The organism is Shewanella sp. HL-SH5, from assembly GCF_051163755.1.
Lineage (GTDB): Bacteria > Pseudomonadota > Gammaproteobacteria > Enterobacterales > Shewanellaceae > Shewanella > Shewanella glacialimarina.
Genome location: NZ_CP195038.1, coordinates 79,113 through 102,500 on the forward strand (window position 1 = coordinate 79,113; position 23,388 = coordinate 102,500).

The following is a 23,388-nucleotide window of genomic DNA, read 5'->3' on the forward strand; positions in this document are numbered from 1 at the left end:
AAACTCAACCGCATTATGCGGTAAGAGATTGGTGGAGAATAACAGTGTCTGAAAGGCTATTTATCCGATTAGGTAAAACAGCAGAACACCCATGTTCATGGTTAGTGTGGTCTGAGCAGGAGCAAGAAATCATTGCTTCAGGCGAATTACCCGATGCGCTCAGTCTTAACAGCTTAACAGCTCGTGTGGGTAATCGACCTGTTGATGTGTTAGTGCCAGCAGCAAGCATGACGTTAACCAAAATAGCGGTACCTGAAAAAGGCCAACGTCAAGCGCTTAAGGCGTTGCCATTTATGCTGGAAGAGTCCATTGCCAGTGATGTAGATAACATGCATTTTGTGGTAGGAACCCGTCATGGTGACAATGTTAATGTGGTCGCGGTTGAGCATCAACAAATGCAATTATGGCTAACATGGTTAATGGATGCAGGTTTAAAAGCAAAACGCATTGTACCAGATTGCTTAGCCTTACCCCTTGAGCAATGTCGTTGGGCTATTATGAGCTTTGGTGATGAGTATTTATTGCGAACAGGCGAAGGTGCTGGTGTAAGTTTGCCTAAGGCCTGGACTGACTTAGCATTGCCAAAGTTAGTCGCAGAGGCGCAAAAAAGTGCCGCTATCGAGCAGAGCATTGATGTTGCTTGTTATAGTGAAGGAATAACCTTTAACGATAACCATATAACGCTGTCACCTAAGCCGCTTGAGCTCCCTATGATGGTATTGGCCAAAGGCATTTTGAATGCCCCGGTTAACCTATTATCAGGTGCATATAAGCCAAAACGAGAATACAGCAAACACCTTATGTTATGGCGTAATGCTGCGATTATGATGGTAGCTGTTTTGGTATTGGCGCTAGTTAATAAAGGTTTGGCGATTTCTCAATTAAATCATCAGACAGCGGCAATGAAAATTCAAAGTGAGGCGATATTTAAGTCTGTAGCGCCAAGCATTAATCGTATTGTGGATATTCGCTCCCAAATCAATAGCCAGTTGCGCAGTATGCAAGGTCAAGGTGGTGGAGTGGCATTTTTTGAAATGTTAGATGGGTTGAAGCCCGCATTTTCCAGTGTACCTCAACTTAAACCCACCTCATTGCGTTTTGATGCAAACCGTAATGAATTAAGGATGCAGGTTGTTGCTGACAATTATGCCCAATTAGATAAATTTAAAGAGATTGTCAGCAAAGACTTCCAGCTCGATGGCGGTGCAATGAACAGTAATGAAGACAGTGTTACCAGCACACTAACCTTGAGGAGCAAATAAGATGGATAATTTGCGTATTTGGTGGCAAGGCTTAGTGCATCGAGAGCAACAATTAGTCGGTTTTTGTAGTGTGTTTGTGGTGATTGGTATTTTGTATTGGGGAGTATGGTCGCCTATTTCAAATGCTCAACAAACAGCCGAGCGTAATTATAATGCTGAGTTGCAAAACTTAAATTATGTGAAGCAAACAGCCAATAAGATAGCTGGCCTTGAAAAAGCCGGAGCGAAAGTTCAAGCTAGCGGCAGTTTAAGCTCGATTGTGAACCAAACCGCCAGCCAATATAATTTAGAAATAACCCGAATGCAGCCGCAGGATAATAAAATTCAACTGTGGATGGACGAAGTGCCATTTGACTCGCTGTTAGACTATTTACATAATTTGGTTGATCAAAAAGGTTTAACGTTAGATAGCGTCGATTTATCAGATTCAGATACGGCGGGTTTTGTTAATGTCAGACGTATTCAGTTGTCTCAGTAAGGAATGTTTGTGAAATTATTTGTCAAAATTGGCATTGCTGTAGTGGTGTATTTGATTTTTTTGATTGTATATTTACCTGCCAGTCTGTTAGTGAGCGTAGCGCCATTACCGAATAATATTCAGTTTGCGGGTGTGGACGGTACTTTATGGGATGGTAAAGCCGATCTGGTGCGTATCGATCAACGCCAATTAGAACAGGTGAGTTGGCAGTTGAGTCCGTGGGCATTGTTTATTGGCCGTGCAGATATTGATTTTAAAATCGGTACGCGGGCAACGGCTGTCAGCAGTAAAGGCAGTATCAGTTACTCTTTTTCCGGTTTGCAGGTTGAAAATTTACGCTTTGATGCGCCCAATAGTTTTATTGTTGCGGGAGCACGCTTGCCGTTTAGAGCGCAACTAAATGGCGACATCAGCTTAATGGTAGAGAAGCTCGAGCAGGGGCTACCCTGGTGTGAACAGCTTAAAGGTAAGTTGTTTTTAAACAGTACCCATGTCATTAATCAATTTGGCGAATACCCATTGGGTAATATTGCTTTAGGTCTGAACTGTCTTGATGGTCAAGTGCAATTAACTACCGACGAGCAATTGAATCAATTAGGTTTGGTGGGCACTATTACTTTGGCTGAAAATAACTTGGTTAAAGTCAGTGCTAAAATAAAACCTACAGCGGCTCAGCCAAAAGATTTAACCGAAGCTTTAGCATTTTTGGGTAGACAAGATAGCCAAGGATATTATCCGATTAACTATCAAGGTGCTATCCCGGGTTTATAAGCGTCAGCGAGTGCTGAGCGTTTTAGTATTGATTATGAAAGGGCGCATTTGCGCCCTTTTTTTCATCAGTGAGGTTATGGACAATTGCGCCATTACTACCTTGGGCTAGCGTTATAGATGTTGGCCTGCAAGTAAGTCATCTAATAAATGATGGTAATCATCAATTGCCGGAAAATCATTAAATAGCTTATGGCCTTTTTGGCTGTCAGGATTTTTTATGCCTAGCTGAAACCCTATGCCCGCCTTTTTCGATGCGGCTAAAATCGGTTCACTGTCATCAATAAATAAACATCTGGTGGGATCTAGCTGATATTTTTCAATCGCCGTCAACCAGAACTGCGGATGCTCTTTAGGGTAACCCGTTTCATGACTTGATAACATGGCATCTAAACCCTGTGCCAGTTCAGTATGCTCAAGTTTTAACGCTAAACTTTTAGGGTGGGCATTGGTGAATAAGATACGTTTTTTATTCATAGCACCCAATGCCATAAGAAAAGGCATGCTGTCTTGACGCATTTGAATGCGTTCAACAAGTGAATAATGCAGAGTGAGAATATCAAGCTCAAGCTGCTGCTGCCAATAATCTAAACAATACCAATCTAATGTGCCAGTCACTTTGTGGTAAGCGTTTTCGACTAATTGCTTGGCCGCATCAAGGCTAATTTGTCTTTGTTGGCTTAATTGCTGTGGCACTAAAGTAAGCCAAAAATGGTTATCAAAGTGTAAATCCAGCAAGGTGCCGTCCATGTCGAGTAACACTGTATCTATATTATTCCAGTTAAACATCAATAAATCCTTTGCAGACAAAAATTTTAGCCATCACTTGTCATTCTTCCTTTATATACTAGCCTCAATAAGTGTGCTGAATGTTTAAGCGTCACTTTGATAAGGGTATAAATTCATTATCTTTGCTAATGTGATTCAACGCAATTTAACAAATTTAACAAATTTAACAAATTTAACAAATTTAACAGCATATAGTGATAACAGTTCGGAGTTAAATTCGGACCTTACTTAAAAATGCAGGGTGACCTTATGTTAATAAACACTATTTTCAAGATGTTTTGACATTGTGCAGCAGAGCAGCAAGTTAAGTATGTTAGCTACCTTCAGTTGCTAACTATGTCTTATTTTTGGAGTACTAATGTTAAGTCAGCTAAACCCACTATTGAATATCAATGTGCGCCCAGCCAGTGATGATGACGTATTTATTATGGCGCAGCTATTTTATTCTACCCGTAGCGATTTCTATCAACTTGGATTACCCCAAGTTACAGTTGATATGCTACTGCAGCAGCAATATCAACTTCAACAAATGTCCTACAAAAATCAATTCCCCAAGGTAATGGATTATATCCTGTGCCGCCAAGCTCAGGTAATTGGCAAGCTGACCTTAGAGGTTAAGCCAGAATATTTGTGGCTTGTCGATTTGGTGATAGCGCCTGACACCCGTAGCAAAGGCGTTGGCACCGCAGTGTTAGACGCGCTTAAGCAAGATGCCAAGGGGCGTCAAGTCCCTATTTACTTGTCTGTAGCGATAGATAATCTAAGAGCGAAAGCACTTTATTATCAGCAAGGTTTTACTATACAAGGTGTTACGGATACTCATGAAAGCATGCAGTGGCAATACCGCACATAAATGACATTATTTAAATATAGTACCAATGTATCTTTTTTTATGCATATACCCTTGCAGTGTCGTTTTGTTTACTACACTTGTATCGTTTGGATCATTGTAATTGTTTTTAGGTGATACGCAGTAAAGCGCAAAGGGCTTATTAGCGATAAATTTAGGTAACGCGTTTTGTGCTTAAAATATCACAAGTCCTGACGTTTAAAACAAGCAAGATTAAATAGACTTAATCGTAAATAATCTAAGGAGAGAAAACATGTCAGAACCATTTATTGGTGAAATCCGTATGTTTGCGGGGAATTTTGCTCCCCAAGGTTGGGCGTTTTGTGCTGGTCAACTATTAGACATAGCATCAAACCAAGCCCTGTTTTCACTTCTAGGTACCACCTATGGTGGGAATGGTACGGTTAGCTTCGGCCTTCCTGATTTACGTGGCCGCAGCCCTGTTGGTATGGGAGCGGGGCCAGGCTTAACCCCAGTTAAACAAGGAGTATTAGCCGGTCAGGAATCGGTTCACTTAAGTGTGGATCAATTACCCGATAGACCTTTGACGGTAACAGTCAGTGTTGCAATACCCGCGTCAGCTGCAGGTGTGGATATGATATCTAAGCCGGCTGATTCAACTGTATTAGGCTCCATCGCCGCAGGTGGCCGCCCTGGTACGCTTTATTCAAAGGATGTTGCCGATGTCACCTTAAGGCCTTTCAGTGCAACCGGTAATACAGCATCCTTGGGTAGTGGGGCACCAGTCTCTTTGCGCAATCCAAATATAGGCACTAATTTCATTATTGCCCTGGAAGGTCTGTTTCCATCTCGTAATTAACCTTGTTATGTATGTTCGATAAGCGTTCCTAGTTGGAGCGCCTTGTTGTTAAGTGAAAATTGTTATCCAGTAAGTGCATCTACCTATTATAAAAAGAGAATATTATGCTTAAAAATATGCTTGCCAATACCATTCACATCCTTGGTACTTGTACTAAAAAATATTGTGTTGCTTGGCTCAGATTATGTGTAAGTATTTTGTTCTTGACCATGATACAACCTGCTTGGGCAGCGGTTCCTGTCGATCAAAATTATGACGGCCTACCGGTTGCTGATCAGGGCAGTAATTCGGTGACGATAGCGGGAATTACCTATACCAATAATGATTCTATAAATATTTTGATTGTCAATAATGGAGATCTTGCGACTGGAGGAGACCATGCACTCGGATATAGGTCTACAGGAGGCAATACATCAACAATTGTTAGTTTTAAAACCAGTGATGGCGATGAGTTTAAGCTAAATAGTTTTGCGGTCTCAACTGGGTTGGGCTCAACAACTAATCTTACGATCAAAGGCTATAAAGACAATGTTGAGCAAATAAGTACAACTTTTAATCTTGGCGGTACTTTTTTTGGCACCTTTAGTGTTTCGGGTAATTCCAGCTGGGAAAATATTGACGAGGTTCGTATCAGTGGGTCTGATCTTGATATAGATATAGATGATGTGGATTTTAGCCCCAAGGTTGTACCTGCTCCCACTATTACCAGCGCTACCTATAATGCCTTGACTGGGGCATTGGCGGTCACGGCTGCCAATATGACCACCAGTGACACTATCGATGTCACTCAGCTGACGTTAACTGGCCGCAATGGCGGCACCTATACCTTGACCAGTCCCAATGCGACCGCCAGCAGCTCAACTGCCTTTTCTGTGACCTTAAATGCCGCCGACAAATTAGCGATTAATGGACTGCTGAACAAAAATGGTACGTCATCGGTTGATGCAACTACCTACAACTTAGCCGCGGCGACCAACTGGGATCCCACCGCCTCAGCCCCAGCAGACCTTACCAGTAATGGCATAACTGTCAGCAATGTTAGCGCGCCCACTATTACCTCTGCCACCTACAATAGCAGCACTCATGTGCTTACTGCTACAGGCACTAATATGGTCGGCATACTGGGTGCGAGTAACGATATCAATGTCAGCATGCTCACTTTTGTCGGTGAAGGTGGGACTACCTATACGCTCACATCTGCCGATGTCGAGGCCACCAGTGGCACATCATTTTCAGTCACTTTAAATTCGACCGACTACGGGATTGTCGAGACCATTTTCAACAAAAATGGCACCAGCTCCACTAGTGCTACTACCTATAATCTGGCCGTGGCTGATGACTGGAACAGTGAGATCACCGGCGGGAATATTGCAGATGCCTCAAATGGCGTGACAGTATCGAATGTTGCGTTACCGACAATTACCAATGCGACTTATGATGCCAGTAGCGGTGTGCTGACAGTGACAGGATCAGGTTTTAGTCAACGTGCTAGTGTTGCCAATGACATGATAGCCAATAAATTTACCTTATACGGTGAAGGAGGAGCTAGCTATACATTAACCAATACCAGCAATGTAGAGATAACATCCAATACCAGTTTTTCGTTCACCTTAAGTGCCACAGACAAAGCGGCTTATAATTTAATTGCCAATAAAAATGGGGGAGTATCTAGCGATATATCCACTTACTATCTCGATGCTGCAGATGATTGGGCTGCTGGTGCTGATCCTGCCCTCAATGTTGAAGACTCTTCAGGAAATAACATTAGCGTCAGTAATGTGGCTGTACCTACTATAACCAGTGCGGCCTATGATTATACCAGCGGTGTGTTGGTGGTAACAGGCAGTAGCTATTTAAGTTCACAAGGTGCTACTAATGACGTGGTCGCCAACAAATTCACCTTCACTGGCGAGGCGGGTGGGACTTATAGCCTTACCGATACCGCTAATGTCGAAGTCACTTCCGCTACCAGTTTTACGTTCACCTTGAGTGCTACGGATAAAAGCGGAGTCAACGTACTATTAAATAAAAATGGTTCCAGCGCAAATGATGCAACAACTTATAACCTTGCCGCTGCCGATAATTGGGCCGCGGGTGCCGATGCAGCAATTAATGTCGCTGATTTAACTGGCAATGGTATTACGGCCAGCAATGTACTGACTATCCCAGGCGCGCCAACAATAGGCACGGCTACAGCGGGCGATACCCAAGTTTCAGTGACTTTTAGTGCCCCAGGATCCAATGGTGGCTCAGCAATTACCGGTTACACAGCGACGGCTAGCCCGGGTGGTTTGACGGCCAGCGGCGCGACATCGCCCTTAACGGTCGCAGGCCTGACCAACGGCACAGCGTATAGCTTTAGTGTTACTGCAACAAATTCCGCGGGCACAGGCTCAGCCTCAAGCGCATCGAACAGCGTGACGCCGATTGCAGCGCAAACCATTACCTTTGCCAATCCTGGTAGCCAAAGCTTTGGCACCACGCCGACCCTAACGGCCAGCGCCAGCTCAAGCTTAACGCCACTCTTTAGCTCATCCACAACCGGTGTGTGTACTATCACCAGTGTCGGGGCCTTGAGCTTTGTCACTACAGGCACTTGTACCATTAACGCCGATGAAGCGGGTAACAGTGCCTATTTACCAGCAGCCCAGGTGAGTCAGAGTTTCTCTGTCACTGCCGTGGTTGCAGGCGCGCCAACTATAGGCACAGCAACGGCGGGTGATGCGCAGGCATCGGTGAGCTTTAGTGCACCAACTAATACTGGCGGCGCAGCGATTACTAGCTACACCGTCACCTCAAGCCCTGGCGGTTTGACAGCCAGTGGCGCAGCTTCACCCTTAACGGTTGCAGGCCTGACCAACGGCACAGCGTATAGTTTTAGCGTTACTGCAACTAACTCCGCGGGCACAGGCTCAGCCTCAAGCGCATCCAACAGCGTGACGCCGATTGCAGCGCAAACCATTACCTTTGCCAATCCTGGTAGCCAAAGCTTTGGCACCACGCCGACCCTAACGGCCAGCGCCAGCTCAAGCTTAACGCCACTCTTTAGCTCATCCACAACCGGTGTGTGTACTATCACCAGTGTCGGGGCCTTGAGCTTTGTCACTACAGGCACTTGTACCATTAACGCCGATGAAGCGGGTAACAGTGCCTATTTACCAGCAGCCCAGGTGAGTCAGAGTTTCTCTGTCACTGCCGTGGTTGCAGGCGCGCCAACTATAGGCACAGCCACAGCGGGCGATGCACAAGCATCGGTGAGCTTTAGTGCACCAACTAATACTGGCGGCGCAGCGATTACTAGCTATACCGTCACCTCAAGCCCTGGCGGTTTGACAGCCAGTGGCGCAGCTTCACCCTTAACGGTTGCAGGCCTGACCAACGGCACAGCGTATAGTTTTAGCGTTACTGCAACTAACTCCGCGGGCACAGGCTCAGCCTCAAGCGCATCCAACAGCGTGACGCCGATTGCAGCGCAAACCATTACCTTTGCCAATCCTGGTAGCCAAAGCTTTGGCACCACGCCAACGCTCAGTGCTACAGCCAGCTCAAGCTTAACGCCACTCTTTAGCTCATCCACCACCGGTGTGTGTACTATCACCAGTGTCGGAGCCTTGAGCTTTGTCACCACCGGCACTTGTACCATTAACGCCGATGAAGCGGGTAACAGTGCCTATTTACCGGCAGCCCAGGTGAGTCAGAGTTTCTCAGTCACTGCGGTGGTTGCAGACGCGCCAACAATTGGCACTGCGACAGCGGGTGATGCTCAAGCGAGTGTGATTTTTAGTGCACCTACTAATACTGGTGGCGCAGCGATTACGGCCTATACCGTGACTTCCAGCCCCGGTGGTTTGACTGCCAGCGGCGCAGCTTCACCCTTAACGGTTACTGGCCTGACCAACGGCACCGCGTATAGCTTTAGCGTTACGGCAACAAATTCCGCGGGCACTGGCTCGGCCTCAAGCGCATCGAACAGCGTGACGCCGATTGCAGCGCAAACGATAACCTTTGCCAATCCTGGTAGCCAAAGCTTTGGCACCACGCCAACGCTCAGTGCTACAGCCAGCTCAAGCTTAACGCCACTCTTTAGCTCATCCACCACCGGTGTGTGTACTATCACCAGTGTCGGAGCTTTGAGCTTTGTCACCACCGGCACTTGTACCATTAACGCCGATGAAGCGGGTAACAGTGCCTATTTACCGGCAGCCCAGGTGAGTCAGAGTTTCTCAGTCACTGCGGTGGTTGCAGACGCGCCAACAATTGGCACTGCGACAGCGGGTGATGCTCAAGCGAGTGTGATTTTTAGTGCACCTACTAATACTGGTGGCGCAGCGATTACGGCCTATACCGTGACTTCCAGCCCCGGTGGTTTGACTGCCAGCGGCGCAGCTTCACCCTTAACGGTTACTGGCCTCACTAATGGTACGGCTTACACCTTTAGTGTGGCAGCCACAAACAGTGCGGGTGTCAGTGGTAGCTCAAGTGCATCGAATAGCGTGACGCCGATAGGGTCGCAAACGATAACCTTTGCCAATCCTGGTAGCCAAAGCTTTGGCTCCACGCCAACGCTAAGTGCTACAGCTAGTTCAAGCTTAACGCCAACCTTTAGCTCATCCACAACGGGTGTGTGTAACATCACCAGTGTCGGAGCCTTGAGCTTTGTCACCACGGGTACTTGTACCATTAACGCTGATGAAGCGGGTAACAGTGCTTACTTACCGGCAGCCCAAGTGAGTCAGAGTTTCTCTGTCACAGCGGTGGTTGCAGGCGCGCCTACTATAGGCACTGCGACAGCGGGTGATGCTCAAGCGAGTGTGATTTTTAGTGCACCTACTAATACTGGTGGCGCAGCGATTGGCGCTTATACCGTGACCTCTAGCCCTGGTGGTTTGACTGCCAGCGGCGCAGCTTCACCCTTAACGGTTGCTGGCCTTACTAATGGTACGGCTTACACCTTTAGTGTGGCAGCCACAAACAGTGCGGGTGTCAGTGGTAGCTCAAGCGCATCGAACAGCGTGACGCCTATAGGGTCGCAAACGATAACGTTCGCCAATCCTGGGGCGCAAAATATAGGCACAAGCCCAACCTTAACGGCGAGTGCCAGCTCAAGCTTAACGCCGACCTTTACCTCATCCACCACCGGCGTGTGTACTATCACCAGTGTCGGAGCATTGAGCTTTGTCACCCCCGGCATCTGTACAATTAATGTTAATCAGGCAGGTAACAGTGCCTATTTAGCAGCGGCTCAAGTGAGTCAGAGTTTTGCTGTGAATGGTGTGGTTGCAAGCGTGCCAACAGCAGTAAACGCCACAGCAGGAGATAGCAGTGCGAGTGTAAGCTTTACTGCCCCAGCGAGTGATGGAGGCAGCGTCATTAGCGGTTACACAGTGACCTCTAGTCCCGGCGGATTAACGGTTACGGGAACGGCCTCACCGTTAACAGTAGCAGGACTGACCAACGGCACCTCGTACAGCTTTAGTGTAACGGCAACAAATGCAACAGGCACAAGTGCCGCGTCAGCCAGTTCAAATAGCGTGACGCCAAATGGTGCTCCTGTAATTAGTTCTACTCCACTATTAAGTACTGATCAGAGAGCGAGTTATGTTTATACATTGACAGCGGTAGATAGTGTTGGCGACATTCTTACGTTTAGTGCTTCATCGTTACCTGCTTGGTTAAGCTTTAATCCAGTAACGGCAGTGTTAAGTGGCGTACCCAATCGAGATGATGTGGGTAGCCACGCCATTGGGTTGAAAGTGACTGATGCAGCAGGTTTATTTGCCACTCAAACATTTACTCTAATAGTGAATGCGACCAACATCGCACCAGTGGCTGATGATGCAACGGTCACCCTAGAGGAAGATGCCTTTGTGTCAATTAACTTTACAGCTGTTGATGAGGACGATGATCCAGTTAGTTTTGAGGTAGTGACTCAGCCAACATCGGGTACATTAGATAAGCATGGGTCAGTGTGGTTATACACGCCAAATGTAGACTTTAATGGTGAAGACAGTGTGCGCTTTATTGCTAAAGATGCAGAGTTGAGTTCGACTCCTGGTGTTATTAGTATCATAGTCACACCTGTTAACGACGAGCCTAAAGCGGTGGATGATAGTTATAGTCAAAGCCTGTCGACGGATAATAGCTATACCTTAGCAGTATTGGACAACGATACAGATGTTGATGGAGATACCTTAACCATAGATGGCGCTGCTGCCGATGTCGGCAGCGTGCTAATTGTAGCTGCACAGCTTAAATACCAAGCTCCAGCGGGTTTTGTTGGTCCAGTGGCACTGCGTTATAGCATTTCCGATGGCCATAAAGGTCGCAATAATGCAAAAGTACAATTGCTTATCACAGGTGAAAGCTCAGCTGATGCGCCTGTGATTACTGTGCCTGCTGACATTACCGCTAACGCGACAGGGCTATTTACTAAGCTTAAGCTAGGTGTTGCCACAGCGGTTGATAAAGCAGGCAAGAAACTTGCGGTATCCCTGGTAAACACCAAGCAGCTGTTTTCGCCAGGTGAACATGTTGCCTACTGGCAAGCTACAGATAGCCAGGGTCGCAGTTCGATTAAAGCGCAAAAAGTGACAGTGAAACCGCTTATTTCCATTAGCCGTAACCAAGTGGTCAGCGAGGGTAATGAAGCACATTTCAGCGTGTTCTTAAATGGTCCATCGCCGCAGTATCCTGTCAGCATTCCTTATACCGTGTCTGGCAGTAGTGATGGCAATGATCATGATTTAGTCGATGGTGTGTTTGAGGTAACCTCTGGTTTAAGCGCAAGCTTTAGCGTCAATGTGTTCGATGATGGGATAACGGAAGCGGATGAAGAGCTGCTAATCAGCTTAGATCCAAGCCTGAACCTCAGCAGTCAGCGTGAAACTCGCTTATTGATTACTGAAGCTAACATTGCGCCGACAGCGAGTATCGTGGTTACCCAGTCAAATGAGCCACGGACTCAAGTGAGTAAGCAAGACGGAAAGGTGTACATTCAGGCGAAAAGCCAAGATGTGAATTTGCAAAATAGCCTTACAGAGGTCTGGTCAACAGGTGTGTTGGTGTTAGAAAGTGATGCCGATGGCAGTTACTTTGACCCTAGTACGCTTGATGCGGGTATTTATCCTATTAGCTTGGTAGTGACCGATGATGGTACGCCGCAATTATCGACTGAGGTGCAATTAACCTTATTGGTGAAAGACAGCTTACCCGTACTAACAGGAAGTGACAGCGATGGTGATTTAATCCCAGATAATCAAGAAGGCTTTGCTGATACCGATGGTGATGGTATTGCTGATTACCTGGATGGGATTAATGAGTGTAACGTGCTGCAAGAAAAGGTTAGTTCGCAACAGACCTTCCTTGCAGAAAGTGAGCCGGGTGTGTGTTTGCACTTAGGTAATGCGGCGCTAATTAATGGTGCTCAAGGTCTTCAGATACCAGACGATAACTTAATCCCTGATCCAATAGCATTTATTCCAGCAGGTGGCTTGTTTGATTTTGTAATCGACGATCTCCCAACACCAGGCATGACTGTTAGTATCGTTATTCCGCAAATACAACCCATACCGGCAAGCGGTGTGTATCGTAAGTTTATGCGCGGAAGATGGGTGAGCTTTGTGGAGAATGCCAACAATTCAATCCACTCTAGTCAGGGCTCTGCCGGTTATTGTCCGCCACCAGGCGCTGCAGAATGGCAGCCCGGCTTAATTGAAGGCTACCATTGTGTGCAGTTAACCATAGAAGATGGCGGCCCTAACGATGATGATGGTCTTGTCAATAGCGCGGTTTCAGACCCGGGCGGGGTTGCTGTGATGCTTAACAATAATCACTTACCAGTGGCAAATGCAGATAGTGCGTCTTTATCATTGAACCAAAGTATTGATATAGATGTGCTGGCAAATGATACCGATATCGATGGTGATACCTTGAGCGTGCAGAATGTGACCAGCGATTTTGGTGATGCGGTGATTTTAGCCAACCAGCAAATCAGTTACACTCCTGATGTTGACTTCATTGGCATAGACGTACTGTCCTACAGTATTTCAGATGGACAAGGTGGCACATCAACTAGTCAACTTACGGTATCCGTGAGGGCTAATAGTGCACCCACCACAATCGATGACACAGCTAATACGGATGATAGAACCAGCTTGCTGTTAAATGTATTAAGTAACGACAGTGATATCGATGGTGACAGCTTAACGTTAGTCAGTGGTACAGCATTACAAGGGGCTGTATCGATAGAATCTAACCAGCTTCGTTATACACCTAAACAGGGGTTTGAAGGGGTGGATACACTGAGCTATTTGATAAGTGATGGTGCTGGCGGCGAAGCCTCAGGGCAGGTGTTAGTGACCATTAAAGCTTATCAAGAAGTTGTTATCGATAATCAATCCGGTGGTGGTAGCTTATCCTTGTACGGATTGGTGCTACTTGCTTTTGGTGGTTTAGTGCGTCGAGGTAAATGGCTGGCGGTAGCAATCAGCAGCGTGTTATTGATTGGTGTGACAGCGCAAGCTAATGCAGCAGAAGCCAACAGCTGGTATCTAGATGGGTTTGTTGGACAAGCGTATGCTGATAGCAAGATACAAAATTGGCAATATCCAAACGATACTGAAGTCACTGATGTTGATGATAGCGATACTGCATTGGGGTTGAGTGCGGGTTATCAATGGAACAATTTTCTTGCTGTTGAGTTAGGTTATTCTGACTTTGGTAGCGGCACTGCACAACTTAAAGGCAACACCTTAAGCCCGCAGAATTATCACCAGGCATTGAAATCGGTTACGCCGATACTGGCTGATGGTATAACCCTAGGGCTGCGTTTTACTTTAATTGAGCATCAGGATTGGCGATTTGAGATACCGGTCGGTTTATTTAGATGGAATGCCGATATTGCCAGCCAGATGAATAATAACCGTATAATGACCGAGCTTAGTGGTACTGATTGGTATATTGGAATGCAATTTCATTACCAAATGACCGAATCCTGGTCTTTAGGGCTGGGGTACCAATATGTTGATATTGAGCCAAATGATATTTTAACTGGCCAGCTCAGTTTACGTTATCATTTTTAAAGGGTTGTAGAAGTGAAAAAGGAGCTAATTAGCTCCTTTTTTATTGAGTCAGAATCCCAAAAGTAGCGCTATGAATCATCTTTAATGACTAAAACATAGAAACTTGTTTTAAGAAGACTGTAAATTCCGGTTGTAGATTACGCTTAGGGTAGTAATATTGTCGCTTGTCTTATTTCATTCGTCACACGGGGTTGCAATGACACAGCGGCATAGTAAGCCGGAAATCTTGCACACAGAAATTGTCGCTAAAAGTCGGCTATTTCAAATTGAGCAAGTTCATCTTAAGTTTTCCAATGGTGTTGAGCGCCAGTATGAGCGAATGAAGGGCGGAAGCCGTGGCGCTGTAATGGTTGTGCCTATTCATCAAGGTCAGTTGTTACTGGCAAAAGAGTATGCCGCCGGAACGGATAATTACGAATTAGGTTTTCCTAAAGGGCTTATTGATCCTAGTGAAGAGGCTATTGAGGCTGCTAATCGTGAATTACAAGAAGAAATAGGTTTTGCCAGTAAAAAATTAACCCATCTAAAAACGTTGTCACTGGCACCGGGGTACTTCTCTAGCAAGATGCATATTTTTGTTGCTGAACAATTGTATGCCAGTGAACTTGAAGGTGATGAACCTGAACCGATTATTGTGGTGCCTTGGGCACTAGATGATTGGCAAGCATTGTTAGATAACCCCGACTTTTCTGAATCTCGAAGTGTAAGCGCACTTTTTTTAGCTAAACAGTTTTTAGCGAAGTAATTTCTAGCTAAATAACTGCTTGTTTCGCCGTATGAGTCATACAGAGGTAAGTGCCATTCACTTACCCAGTAAAGTATTATCCTCGCACTTTGGCTAAAATTAGCTAAAGTTAGTTTTAATCAGTAATACATGCTTATTTCCAGCAACTGGAGTTGTAATGAAGCCTGAAGCCATCATCGAACAAGCAATTGAAATTGCTATCGAAGCAGGGAATGCTATTCGTAAAATCTACCAGTCAGGTGATTTTAAACGAGAGATAAAATCTGATAATACCCCTGTAACGTCTGCCGACTTGGCCGCCCATGACATCATTTGTTCACGTCTTGCTAAATTGACACCGGACATTCCTATTCTCAGTGAAGAAGATGCTGATATTCCTTTGTCTGTCAGACAAAGCTGGTCAAAGTATTGGTTAGTCGATCCGCTTGATGGTACTGGTGAATTTATTGCTGGTAGTGGTGATTTCTCGGTGATTATTGCCCTTGTTGAACATAATCGTCCCATCATGGGAATTGTTTATGTGCCAATGACCGACGTATGTTATTACGCTATTGCAGGGTTAGGTGCCTATAAACGTAGCCCCGAAGGTGAAGTACGTATTACTAGCACTCAATTAGCGCTATCAGAGCAAAATCATCTGCGAATAGCGGTTAGCCGCCGACAAGACCCCCAAAAGGTACTTAAATTATTTAGCCATCCCAAAGACTGCGAGTTAGTGGTGTTAGGTGGCGCAGCATTGAAAAGTTGCTTAGTTGCTGAAGGCCAGGCAGATTGTTATATCCGTTTGGGCCCAACAGGTGAGTGGGATACAGGTGCTGCACAAATTATTGTCGAAGAAGCGGGTGGAGCCTTGGTTGATATCCACTTGCACCCAATGACTTACAATGAGCGAGATACACTAGAGAATCCAAATTTTATTGTCGTAGGTACCGAAAAATCTTCCATGGAATGTCATGTTACTTAATGCTGAGTAACTGGCCTTAGCATATTATTAAATCCATATTGTGTTATTTTTATAATCCTGAATAATGTAGCCGCAATGTTATTGTGAAAATTATTCAAGGAATTAGAAAATTAAATGAAACAGAACAGAATATTAACCAGTGCGTTTTCCGCATCAGTGATTATGATGCTTTCTGCTTGTGGCGGCAGTGATGGCGGTGGCGATATAAGTATATCGCCAAGTAAACGATTAACTGTCGATTTATTGTCAGAAGCATCTCAGTGTAGCTTTACCCAACCCTTAGCGGGTGCCGATATTATTGTCCATCGTCAAGATGGCAGTATCTTAAGTCAGTCGAAAAGTCCTTCCAGCGGTAAAGTCGATATTCTATGGCCTGCAGATGCTAAGCACATCAGTATAGCCGTCGATATCGATGGTGAAATGCTGGTTAATACCGATACTGAGATTACTGGAGGTGATTTAGGTGTTCGCACTTTCTGGCAAAATAGCTTAGATGCGCAATGTGAATGTGAAACATTTAATTTTGACCTCAGTGATGTTAATGCAGTGTATTCAGGTTATACCGCGTTATTTGAACGAAGCGAAAATACCTCAAGATTATTATGTAAGAATGATGGCAAATTTGCGCCAGTTCACGTGACCTTAATGCCGCAACAATCAGGAGTTATTGCTTACTCTGCTATATTAGATGTCAATGGACATGACTCTAGCCAACCTTTCACTGTGTCAAGTAGCCAGTTCGACAACGCTAAGAATGAAGGTGCATTACTCAGTGTGATTGTTAACCCTTATGACCCAGGCAATGTTAGATACACTACGTTTTCAGAAACTGAGTCTGGCCGGGTTAATTGGTTAGCGTGGCAAAATGAGCCTCAGGTTTTTCCGGCGCTTTTAGAGAATAACTTTGTTTCTGTAAGTATGTTTGAGTCATTGGGGGGCAATGAATTTGGTGATGTATCGTATCAGTCAGGTATCCGTAAGAAAGTGACTAATGCTATGTCACAACAGGACTTACATATACCGCTGAATCAATATGAAATGTTAGCGGAAACACAAACTATTTTGGAGGGAATGCTCAATGGTGGTACCTCTAGTTATAACTTTACCAATATAGGATTAGGCAACACACTTTTAGCCGTTAATTTGTACGAATACGGTACGGCTCGTTGGAGTGTAGAGGCTCCGTTAAATGGCGTTATGCCTGAGTTGAGTTTACCGGCGAATATCGAGTCGCGCTTTGAGCAGCTTACGCAACCGCGAATAACGGTATCTATTTATGGTTATCAAAACCATTCCCCCAGCCAGTACCAAGCGTTTCGTCAACAGCGAGCGGAAAAAACCCGTGAAAATTCAGCAATCCGTTCAAGTTTTTTTGATAAGTATACTTATCAATTAATTGATATAAACCTTAATCTTTAATAGCGTAAATCAACAGTGCTTTGTAAGTAAAAATGCCTGAATCATCAGGCATTTTTTATTTGCGTCTATTTTTGCTCATCCAACCATTGGTGCACTTCAGTGGCATTACCTTTAAAAATCACCTTAGTGAGTTTTTTATCCAGTTGGTATTGATACATGGGGTCATAGTATTTGCTGAGTAACTGGCTTATCCAGGCGTAATGACCATCAAGATTATGCTGATTTTGCTGCTGCTTTAATGCTTGTTGAATAAGTCCTTGTAACTCGTCATGTTGTTTTCCGCCTAAGCGTTTACGGATTTTGCTAATACTGTCGACTAAATACACTGCAAACGCGTTAAACCCCTCAACCTCTCCGAATAGAGTGCAATATTGTTGGTGCATATTACTGACATATTCACCATGAAGTCTATCGACTCGGGCATTAAATGCTTCTTCAAGTAATACAATTGGCGCTTGCTGCATGGCTTTAAAAAATGGCTGCGGAATAGCGGTACGGCCAATTAAGAAGCTCTCATCTTCTAACAGCAATTTGGATGATGACTTGACCTGTTGATATTTAAGTAACGCGACCCCTAGATTATTTTCAAAATTAATTTGGCTAGGTTGTGAGCTTATTTGTTTACCAAAACTTGATCCGCGATGATTAGCCAGGCCTTCTAGGTCGATGGTTTCTTTACGCTGATGAATAAACTCAGTTTTACCACTACCGGTACTGCCGCTTAAAATCAAAAAATGGTGATTTGATTCAGCTTGTTCAATAGTACTAATCAGAAAGCTACGTAGTGCCTTGTATCCCCCATAAACATAGGGAATATCAATACCTACATGTTGCAGCCATTGTTGGCTAAGTTGAGAGCGAAGGCCGCCTCGAAAACAATATAAATAACTATGATTATGTTGGTGTACTTGTTCGCACCAGGCATCAATTCGGCTTTGCTTAATATCACCGCTGACCAATTGATGGCCTAGGGTAATGGCGGCTTGTTGCCCCTCCTGTTTATAACAGGTACCCACTAGTTGACGCTCTCTATCATTCATCAAAGGTAAATTAACTGACTCGGGAAAAGCACCTTTATTGAATTCAATTGGCGCGCGAACGTCAATCAGAGGTCGCTTTTCTAGTAACAATCGACCGTATTCACTGGCGGCAATGGTATTACTCATTGAGTAAAGCCACTAGTTGTTCAGGTGTGTTCAATGCATTGCTACTCAATGTCCCAATACAATGTAGGGCAATTTGATGCTCAGCTAATACTTTGTGTAACTCTGCCAGCGCCGATTCATTTACTGCTATCAATAAACCACCACTGGTTTGAGGATCACATAATATTGCCTGCTGGTAATCGGTCAATGATGGTAAATGCGGTGCATAACTTTGATAGTTACGACTTGTTCCTCCTGGAATACAACCTTGGGCAATATAGTTATCGACTTCTGCTAATCTAGGAATGGCATTAAAGTTAAGTGTCGCAGTGAGATTAGCCCCTTGGCAGAGTTCGATTAAATGACCTGCTAAACCAAACCCAGTCACATCTGTTAAGGCATTGACGCCTTTTATTTTAGCGATATCTTGGCCAACTTTATTCAGCTGACACATAGCATCAATCGCAATATGATTATGCTCGGGTTTAAGCTTTTTTTGTTTTTGAGCCGTTGTCAGTACACCAATACCAATAGGTTTGGTCAGATACAGCTTGTCATCAGATTTAGCCGTGCTGTTTTGCTTTAAATCATTGAGTTGTACCTGGCCTGTCACTGCTAAACCAAAAATAGGTTCTGGTGCATCAATACTGTGCCCTCCCGCTAACATAATGCCGGCATCTTTACAGGCCTGGCGTCCGCCATCTATGACTTGTTGAGCCACTTCTGCAGGCAGTTTGTTTACTGGCCAGCCTAAAATAGCTATCGCCATTATAGGGGTTCCGCCCATGGCATAAATATCACTTATTGCATTCGTCGCTGCAATACGACCAAAGGTAAAAGGGTCGTCGACGATAGGCATAAAGAAGTCAGTAGTACTAATAATCCCAATATCATCATTGAGTTTGTATACCGCAGCATCATCACGCGTGTCATTACCGACCAGGATATTAGGGTCAGTGAATAGCGGTAATTGTGATGACAGTATAGTACTGAGTACTTGGGGGGATATTTTACAGCCGCACCCGGCTCCGTGGCTGTATTCGGTTAAGCGAATGTCTTGATAATTGGACTTCATAATGAATAACTTAATCTAAGGAAGTGAAGGTCTGTTATAGATTCATTGTGAAAGATAATCTGGTACTTGGGTAGCATTAAATAGAAAAAGCGCATTTGAATTAGTTTTTGAAATGGCTATAACGTCTTTAGACACAGTCAACAGGCTAATAAAAATGCCGCGCCCTTAAAGGGCGCGGCATTAATGTCACTGTAAAGCGGCTGTTAATTGGCCGCTAGAATTCAGACTAAAACTACGCATAAGCAGCCGTCAGGCTTTTCCATTGTCGCTGCTGCTCAAGAAAGCGTTCGCGAAGTTCTTGAACCTGTTCTTTTAAGTGGGTATCAACTAATTGCTTTCGCTTAGCTTCAATCAACGCTTTTTTGGCTTGATAGTATTCCATCAAATGCTGCTTCATAAGTTCATATTCAGCTTGGAAGGTATCAATTATTTCATCACAATTAGGTAAATGGGCCACCTTGTACTGCACACGTTGCAGTTGCATTTTCAGTTTGGCCGCTTCAATACGCTCTTGTGGTACTTTACGTAAGTCGGAGGCTAGTCCAACCCAGTCCATCGTTTTTATTAACCACTTGGTTGGATCGTAATCCCACCATTTAATACCATTACGGTAATCATTTTCAAAAATATGGTGGAAGTTATGGTAACCCTCACCGTATGTCAGCAAGGCTAAAAAAGCATTGTCGCGAGCGGTGTTTTTGTTTGTGTACGGCTGTTTACCCCAAATATGGGCAAGTGAATTAATGAAGAAAGTACAATGGTGTACTACCACTAATCGTAGCAAGCCAGCCATTAATACCATCGACACTATGTCACCATTTAACCAGCCCAACAAAGCGGGTAAGCCGATATTCATTAAAATAACCAATGCTAAATAGTGTTTGTGTTGCCACACAAGAATCGGGTCATTTTGCAAATCGCGGACGTTATTGTAATCACTATAACGACTCGCTTGATATTCACGTAACATCCAACCTATATGGCTGTACCAAAAGCCCAGCTTAGCTGAATAGGGGTCTTTGTCGTTATTATCGACATGTTTATGATGTACACGGTGATCACTACACCAGTGTATAGCACTATTTTGTAATGCTAATGCGCCACCTAATGCAAATAATACTCGCATTGCCGGATGCGCTTTGTAGGCCTTATGGGACCAAAGACGATGGTAACCAGCGGTGATAGACAAGCCACTGGCATAGGCTAAAACAATGAAGGCAAGCCATTCTACACCATCAAAACCGTGCGCTATACCACGCCAAGGCACTAATACCACAGCACCAATAAAGGTAATAGCGAACAACAAGGTGTTAAGCCAAATAATAGGAGGTTTTTTCATCTAATCGCTTTCCTGCTAACTTTTAAATATGAGTCTAAACTAATTGAGCGTACATATGTAAGCTAATTTATCCTGTGATCTGTTTTGGGTCAAGCTCAATAGGGCTGTGTTTATACGATAAAAGGGGTATTATCTGTTAATTAATCTTGACTGAGCGATTTTTTAAATGGGTGTAAGAGCACAACAAAAAGAGAAAACCCGCCGTGCATTAGTGGATGCAGCGTTTAATCAATTAAGTGCTGAGCGCAGTTTTTCTAGTTTAAGCTTACGTGAAGTTGCTCGAGAAGCCGGCATCGCACCGACATCTTTTTATCGTCATTTTAAAGATATGAATGAGCTTGGCCTGACTATGGTTGATGAGGGCGGATTAACGCTTAGGCAAATGATGCGTAAAGGTCGTCAACGTGCTGAAGCGGGTGGGAGTGTTATTCGTATTTCAGTTGACACTTTTATGGAAGTCATGGAATCAAACCCCAATGTGTTCCGAATTCTATTACATGAACGTTCAGGAACATCAGCGGCTTTTCGCGCAGCAGTTGAGCGTGAGGTTGAACACTTTATTTCTGAACTAGCCCATTACACCGAAGCACACGCAAATAGACACCCAACACTTGCACGAGCTCAAGCCGAGGCTTTGGTGACTTTAGTGTTCAATGCGGGTGCTAGCGCATTAGACCTAAAGCGAAGTGAGCGAAAATCGCTGGCTGATCAACTGGTGTTGCATTTACGAATGGTGGCGACAGGTGCTGAAGCATTACAACAAAAAATGGACAACCGCAGCTGATAATTCAGTTATATACTTTAATAAAAAGGGCAGATTAACTCTCTGCCCTTTTTATTCATATTGATAAAGCTGCGTTACTTGCGCTCAAGTAGCACACCCGATTCCATATGGTCGGTATATGGGAACTGATCAAATAATGCAAAGCGGGTAATTTTATGGGTAACGCCTAGTACCGTTAAGTTATCTTTTAACGTAATTGGGTTACACGATATATATAAAATACGCTCATAGCCTTGAACCAACTTTAATGTTTCGTCATCAATACCGGCTCTTGGTGGGTCTACAAATATAGTATTGCAATCATAGCTGTCCAAATCGATACCTTCTAAGCGTCTAAAGCTACGTTTTTTGGTCATCGCATCACTAAAGTCTTCTGCAGACATGCGAATAATCTGCACGTTATCGACTTTATTAATTTCAATATTATATTGCGCAGCATCAACTGATGGTTTAGCTAGCTCAGTAGCCAGTACGCGTGAAAAATTTTGCGCCAATGCAATTGTGAAATTGCCATTGCCGCAATAGAGTTCAAGTAAATCACCCTGGCTATTTTGGGTAGCGTTTATTGCCCACTCAAGCATTTTAACTGACACGTTAGCATTAGGCTGGGTAAAGCTATTTTCAATCTGCTTATACTCAAGCATCTTACCGTTCACATTCAGTTTTTCAGTGACAAAATCTTTATCTAAATCGATTTTTTGCTTCCTAGCTCGGCCAATTAAATTAACATTAAATTGTTTGGCGAGTTTAGCCTTCAGTGCCTTAGCATCTTCAAGCCATTGATCATCTAATTGACGGTGATATAACAAAGATACTAAAATCTCACCGCTTAAAGTAGACAGGAAGTCGATCTGAAATAAACGATATCGCAAAGAAGGGCTTGGTTTTAGTTCTTCAATTAAGGCGGCCATCATTTGATTGATCAAAGTACCCGCTGGTAAATATTGATCACAGCGCACTTTAGCATTCAGCGCTTTGTCAAACATGTAGTAATATAAGTCTTCGCCTTCATGCCACATTCTAAATTCGGCGCGCATCCGATAATTAGCAGGTTCAGAAGCGAACACTTCTAATGCTGGTGGGGTAAAATCAGCAAAGGCTTGTTCAAGCTTGTTACGCTTTTGTTCAAGTTGCGTAGCATAGTTATTTGGGTCCATGGCTGCTAAATTCATTTTCTCCACCAAAGGCAATAAAAAAGGGCGCAAATTTTATAACAAATAGCGTCGATATCCAATGTATATAAAATAGGAGACCACTTTGTCAGAGCCAATTTTAGTATTCGACTCAGGAATAGGTGGTTTATCAGTACTATCAGAAATCCGCAAGTTACTGCCAAATAGGGATTATCATTATTTATTTGATAACGCCCGCTTGCCCTATGGCAACTTATCAGAAGAAGATTTAATTGAAGGGTGTGTTGAGTTAATTCTGCAACAGGTGCATCAAATCAATGCTGCTATTGTGGTTGTTGCATGTAATACCGCTAGCACTTTAGTATTGCCAAGGTTAAGGGCGAGTTTATCTATTCCTGTTGTTGGTGTTGTACCTGCCATTAAACCCGCCGCCGCATTATCTGCTAAAAAGCATATTGGATTACTTGCCACACCAGGCACAGTAAAGCGCGACTATACCCAAGAACTGATCAATGAATTTGCCGATGACTGCAAAGTAGAATTATTCGGGTCATCAGAATTGGTTATGATGGCAGAGAAATATGTCGCAGGTGAAATCATAGACCTAATAGAATTGGCCTTAATACTGCAACCTATTAAAGATGCTGATATTGATGTGCTGGTATTAGGCTGTACACATTTTCCTATTATCGCAGCCGAAATTAACCAGATACTGGGTAATCATGTCAAATTATTAG

15 protein-coding genes and 1 pseudogene (1 of these 16 cut by a window edge) are annotated in these 23,388 nt (G+C 44.2%); 11 read left to right on the forward strand and 5 right to left on the reverse strand.

Annotated features, from left to right (window positions below; genetic code table 11):
• Positions 1 to 44: 44 nt before the first annotated feature.
• The 3 genes from gspL to ACRWQM_RS00360 are packed head-to-tail and all read left to right on the forward strand — an operon-like array spanning position 45 to position 2,511.
• Positions 45 to 1,262, forward strand: coding sequence for a type II secretion system protein GspL (gene gspL, locus ACRWQM_RS00350; protein WP_434930878.1), 1,218 nt, complete (start codon positions 45 to 47; stop codon positions 1,260 to 1,262).
• Between the two features lies 1 nt (position 1,263).
• Complete coding sequence (locus ACRWQM_RS00355) at positions 1,264 to 1,740, forward strand: type II secretion system protein M (RefSeq protein WP_434930879.1); 477 nt, start codon at positions 1,264 to 1,266, stop codon at positions 1,738 to 1,740.
• 9 nt (positions 1,741 to 1,749) lie between these two features.
• Positions 1,750 to 2,511: a type II secretion system protein N gene (locus tag ACRWQM_RS00360; protein WP_226412458.1), complete on the forward strand. Its 762-nt coding sequence runs from the start codon at positions 1,750 to 1,752 to the stop codon at positions 2,509 to 2,511.
• Positions 2,512 to 2,622: 111 nt separating this feature from the next.
• On the opposite strand, the gene yrfG is transcribed toward ACRWQM_RS00360, so the two are convergent.
• Positions 2,623 to 3,297, reverse strand: coding sequence for a GMP/IMP nucleotidase (gene yrfG, locus ACRWQM_RS00365; RefSeq protein ID WP_434930880.1), 675 nt, complete (start codon positions 3,295 to 3,297; stop codon positions 2,623 to 2,625).
• A 358-nt stretch (positions 3,298 to 3,655) separates the two neighbouring features.
• Here yrfG and ACRWQM_RS00370 point away from each other — a divergent pair, with 358 nt between their 5' ends.
• The 6 genes and pseudogenes from ACRWQM_RS00370 (at position 3,656) to ACRWQM_RS00395 (ending at position 17,175) form a co-directional block, all read left to right on the forward strand.
• Positions 3,656 to 4,150 carry a GNAT family N-acetyltransferase gene (locus ACRWQM_RS00370; RefSeq protein ID WP_434930881.1) on the forward strand — a complete coding sequence of 165 codons (495 nt, stop codon included), beginning with the start codon at positions 3,656 to 3,658 and terminating at the stop codon, positions 4,148 to 4,150.
• Between the two features lie 250 nt (positions 4,151 to 4,400).
• Positions 4,401 to 4,967, forward strand: a complete 567-nt coding sequence (locus ACRWQM_RS00375) for a phage tail protein (protein WP_434930882.1) — start codon at positions 4,401 to 4,403, stop codon at positions 4,965 to 4,967.
• Positions 4,968 to 5,071: 104 nt separating this feature from the next.
• Positions 5,072 to 14,047 (forward strand): fibronectin type III domain-containing protein, encoded by an 8,976-nt coding sequence (locus ACRWQM_RS00380; RefSeq protein ID WP_434930883.1) that lies wholly within the window; start codon positions 5,072 to 5,074, stop codon positions 14,045 to 14,047.
• A gap of 196 nt (positions 14,048 to 14,243) precedes the next feature.
• On the forward strand, positions 14,244 to 14,792 hold the full coding sequence (nudE, locus tag ACRWQM_RS00385) for an ADP compounds hydrolase NudE (RefSeq protein WP_434930884.1): 549 nt from the start codon (positions 14,244 to 14,246) through the stop codon (positions 14,790 to 14,792).
• A gap of 157 nt (positions 14,793 to 14,949) precedes the next feature.
• Positions 14,950 to 15,766, forward strand: a pseudogene (gene cysQ, locus ACRWQM_RS00390) (3'(2'),5'-bisphosphate nucleotidase CysQ).
• Positions 15,767 to 15,870: 104 nt separating this feature from the next.
• Positions 15,871 to 17,175 carry a hypothetical protein gene (locus ACRWQM_RS00395; RefSeq protein WP_434927575.1) on the forward strand — a complete coding sequence of 435 codons (1,305 nt, stop codon included), beginning with the start codon at positions 15,871 to 15,873 and terminating at the stop codon, positions 17,173 to 17,175.
• A 65-nt stretch (positions 17,176 to 17,240) separates the two neighbouring features.
• Here the strand turns inward: ACRWQM_RS00395 and mnmH are convergent, their stop codons facing one another.
• The 3 genes from mnmH to ACRWQM_RS00410 form a co-directional block, all read right to left on the reverse strand.
• Positions 17,241 to 18,341, reverse strand: a complete 1,101-nt coding sequence (gene mnmH, locus ACRWQM_RS00400) for a tRNA 2-selenouridine(34) synthase MnmH (RefSeq protein ID WP_434927574.1) — start codon at positions 18,339 to 18,341, stop codon at positions 17,241 to 17,243.
• Positions 18,334 to 19,395 carry a selenide, water dikinase SelD gene (gene selD / locus ACRWQM_RS00405; RefSeq protein WP_434930885.1) on the reverse strand — a complete coding sequence of 354 codons (1,062 nt, stop codon included), beginning with the start codon at positions 19,393 to 19,395 and terminating at the stop codon, positions 18,334 to 18,336. The genes mnmH and selD overlap by 8 nt, the downstream gene beginning before the upstream one ends.
• Positions 19,396 to 19,627: 232 nt before the next feature.
• Positions 19,628 to 20,734 (reverse strand): acyl-CoA desaturase, encoded by a 1,107-nt coding sequence (locus tag ACRWQM_RS00410; protein ID WP_434927572.1) that lies wholly within the window; start codon positions 20,732 to 20,734, stop codon positions 19,628 to 19,630.
• A 166-nt stretch (positions 20,735 to 20,900) separates the two neighbouring features.
• On the opposite strand from ACRWQM_RS00410, the gene fabR reads away from it, so the two are divergent.
• Positions 20,901 to 21,518 (forward strand): HTH-type transcriptional repressor FabR, encoded by a 618-nt coding sequence (fabR, locus tag ACRWQM_RS00415; RefSeq protein WP_434927571.1) that lies wholly within the window; start codon positions 20,901 to 20,903, stop codon positions 21,516 to 21,518.
• 74 nt (positions 21,519 to 21,592) lie between these two features.
• On the opposite strand, the gene trmA is transcribed toward fabR, so the two are convergent.
• Positions 21,593 to 22,690: a tRNA (uridine(54)-C5)-methyltransferase TrmA gene (gene trmA / locus ACRWQM_RS00420; RefSeq protein WP_434930886.1), complete on the reverse strand. Its 1,098-nt coding sequence runs from the start codon at positions 22,688 to 22,690 to the stop codon at positions 21,593 to 21,595.
• Between the two features lie 85 nt (positions 22,691 to 22,775).
• Here trmA and murI point away from each other — a divergent pair, with 85 nt between their 5' ends.
• Positions 22,776 to 23,388: the 5' portion of a glutamate racemase gene (gene murI, locus ACRWQM_RS00425; protein ID WP_434930887.1), read on the forward strand. The gene runs 161 nt beyond the window's last position; only the first 613 of its 774 coding nucleotides appear in the window; the start codon lies at positions 22,776 to 22,778; the stop codon falls past the right edge of the window.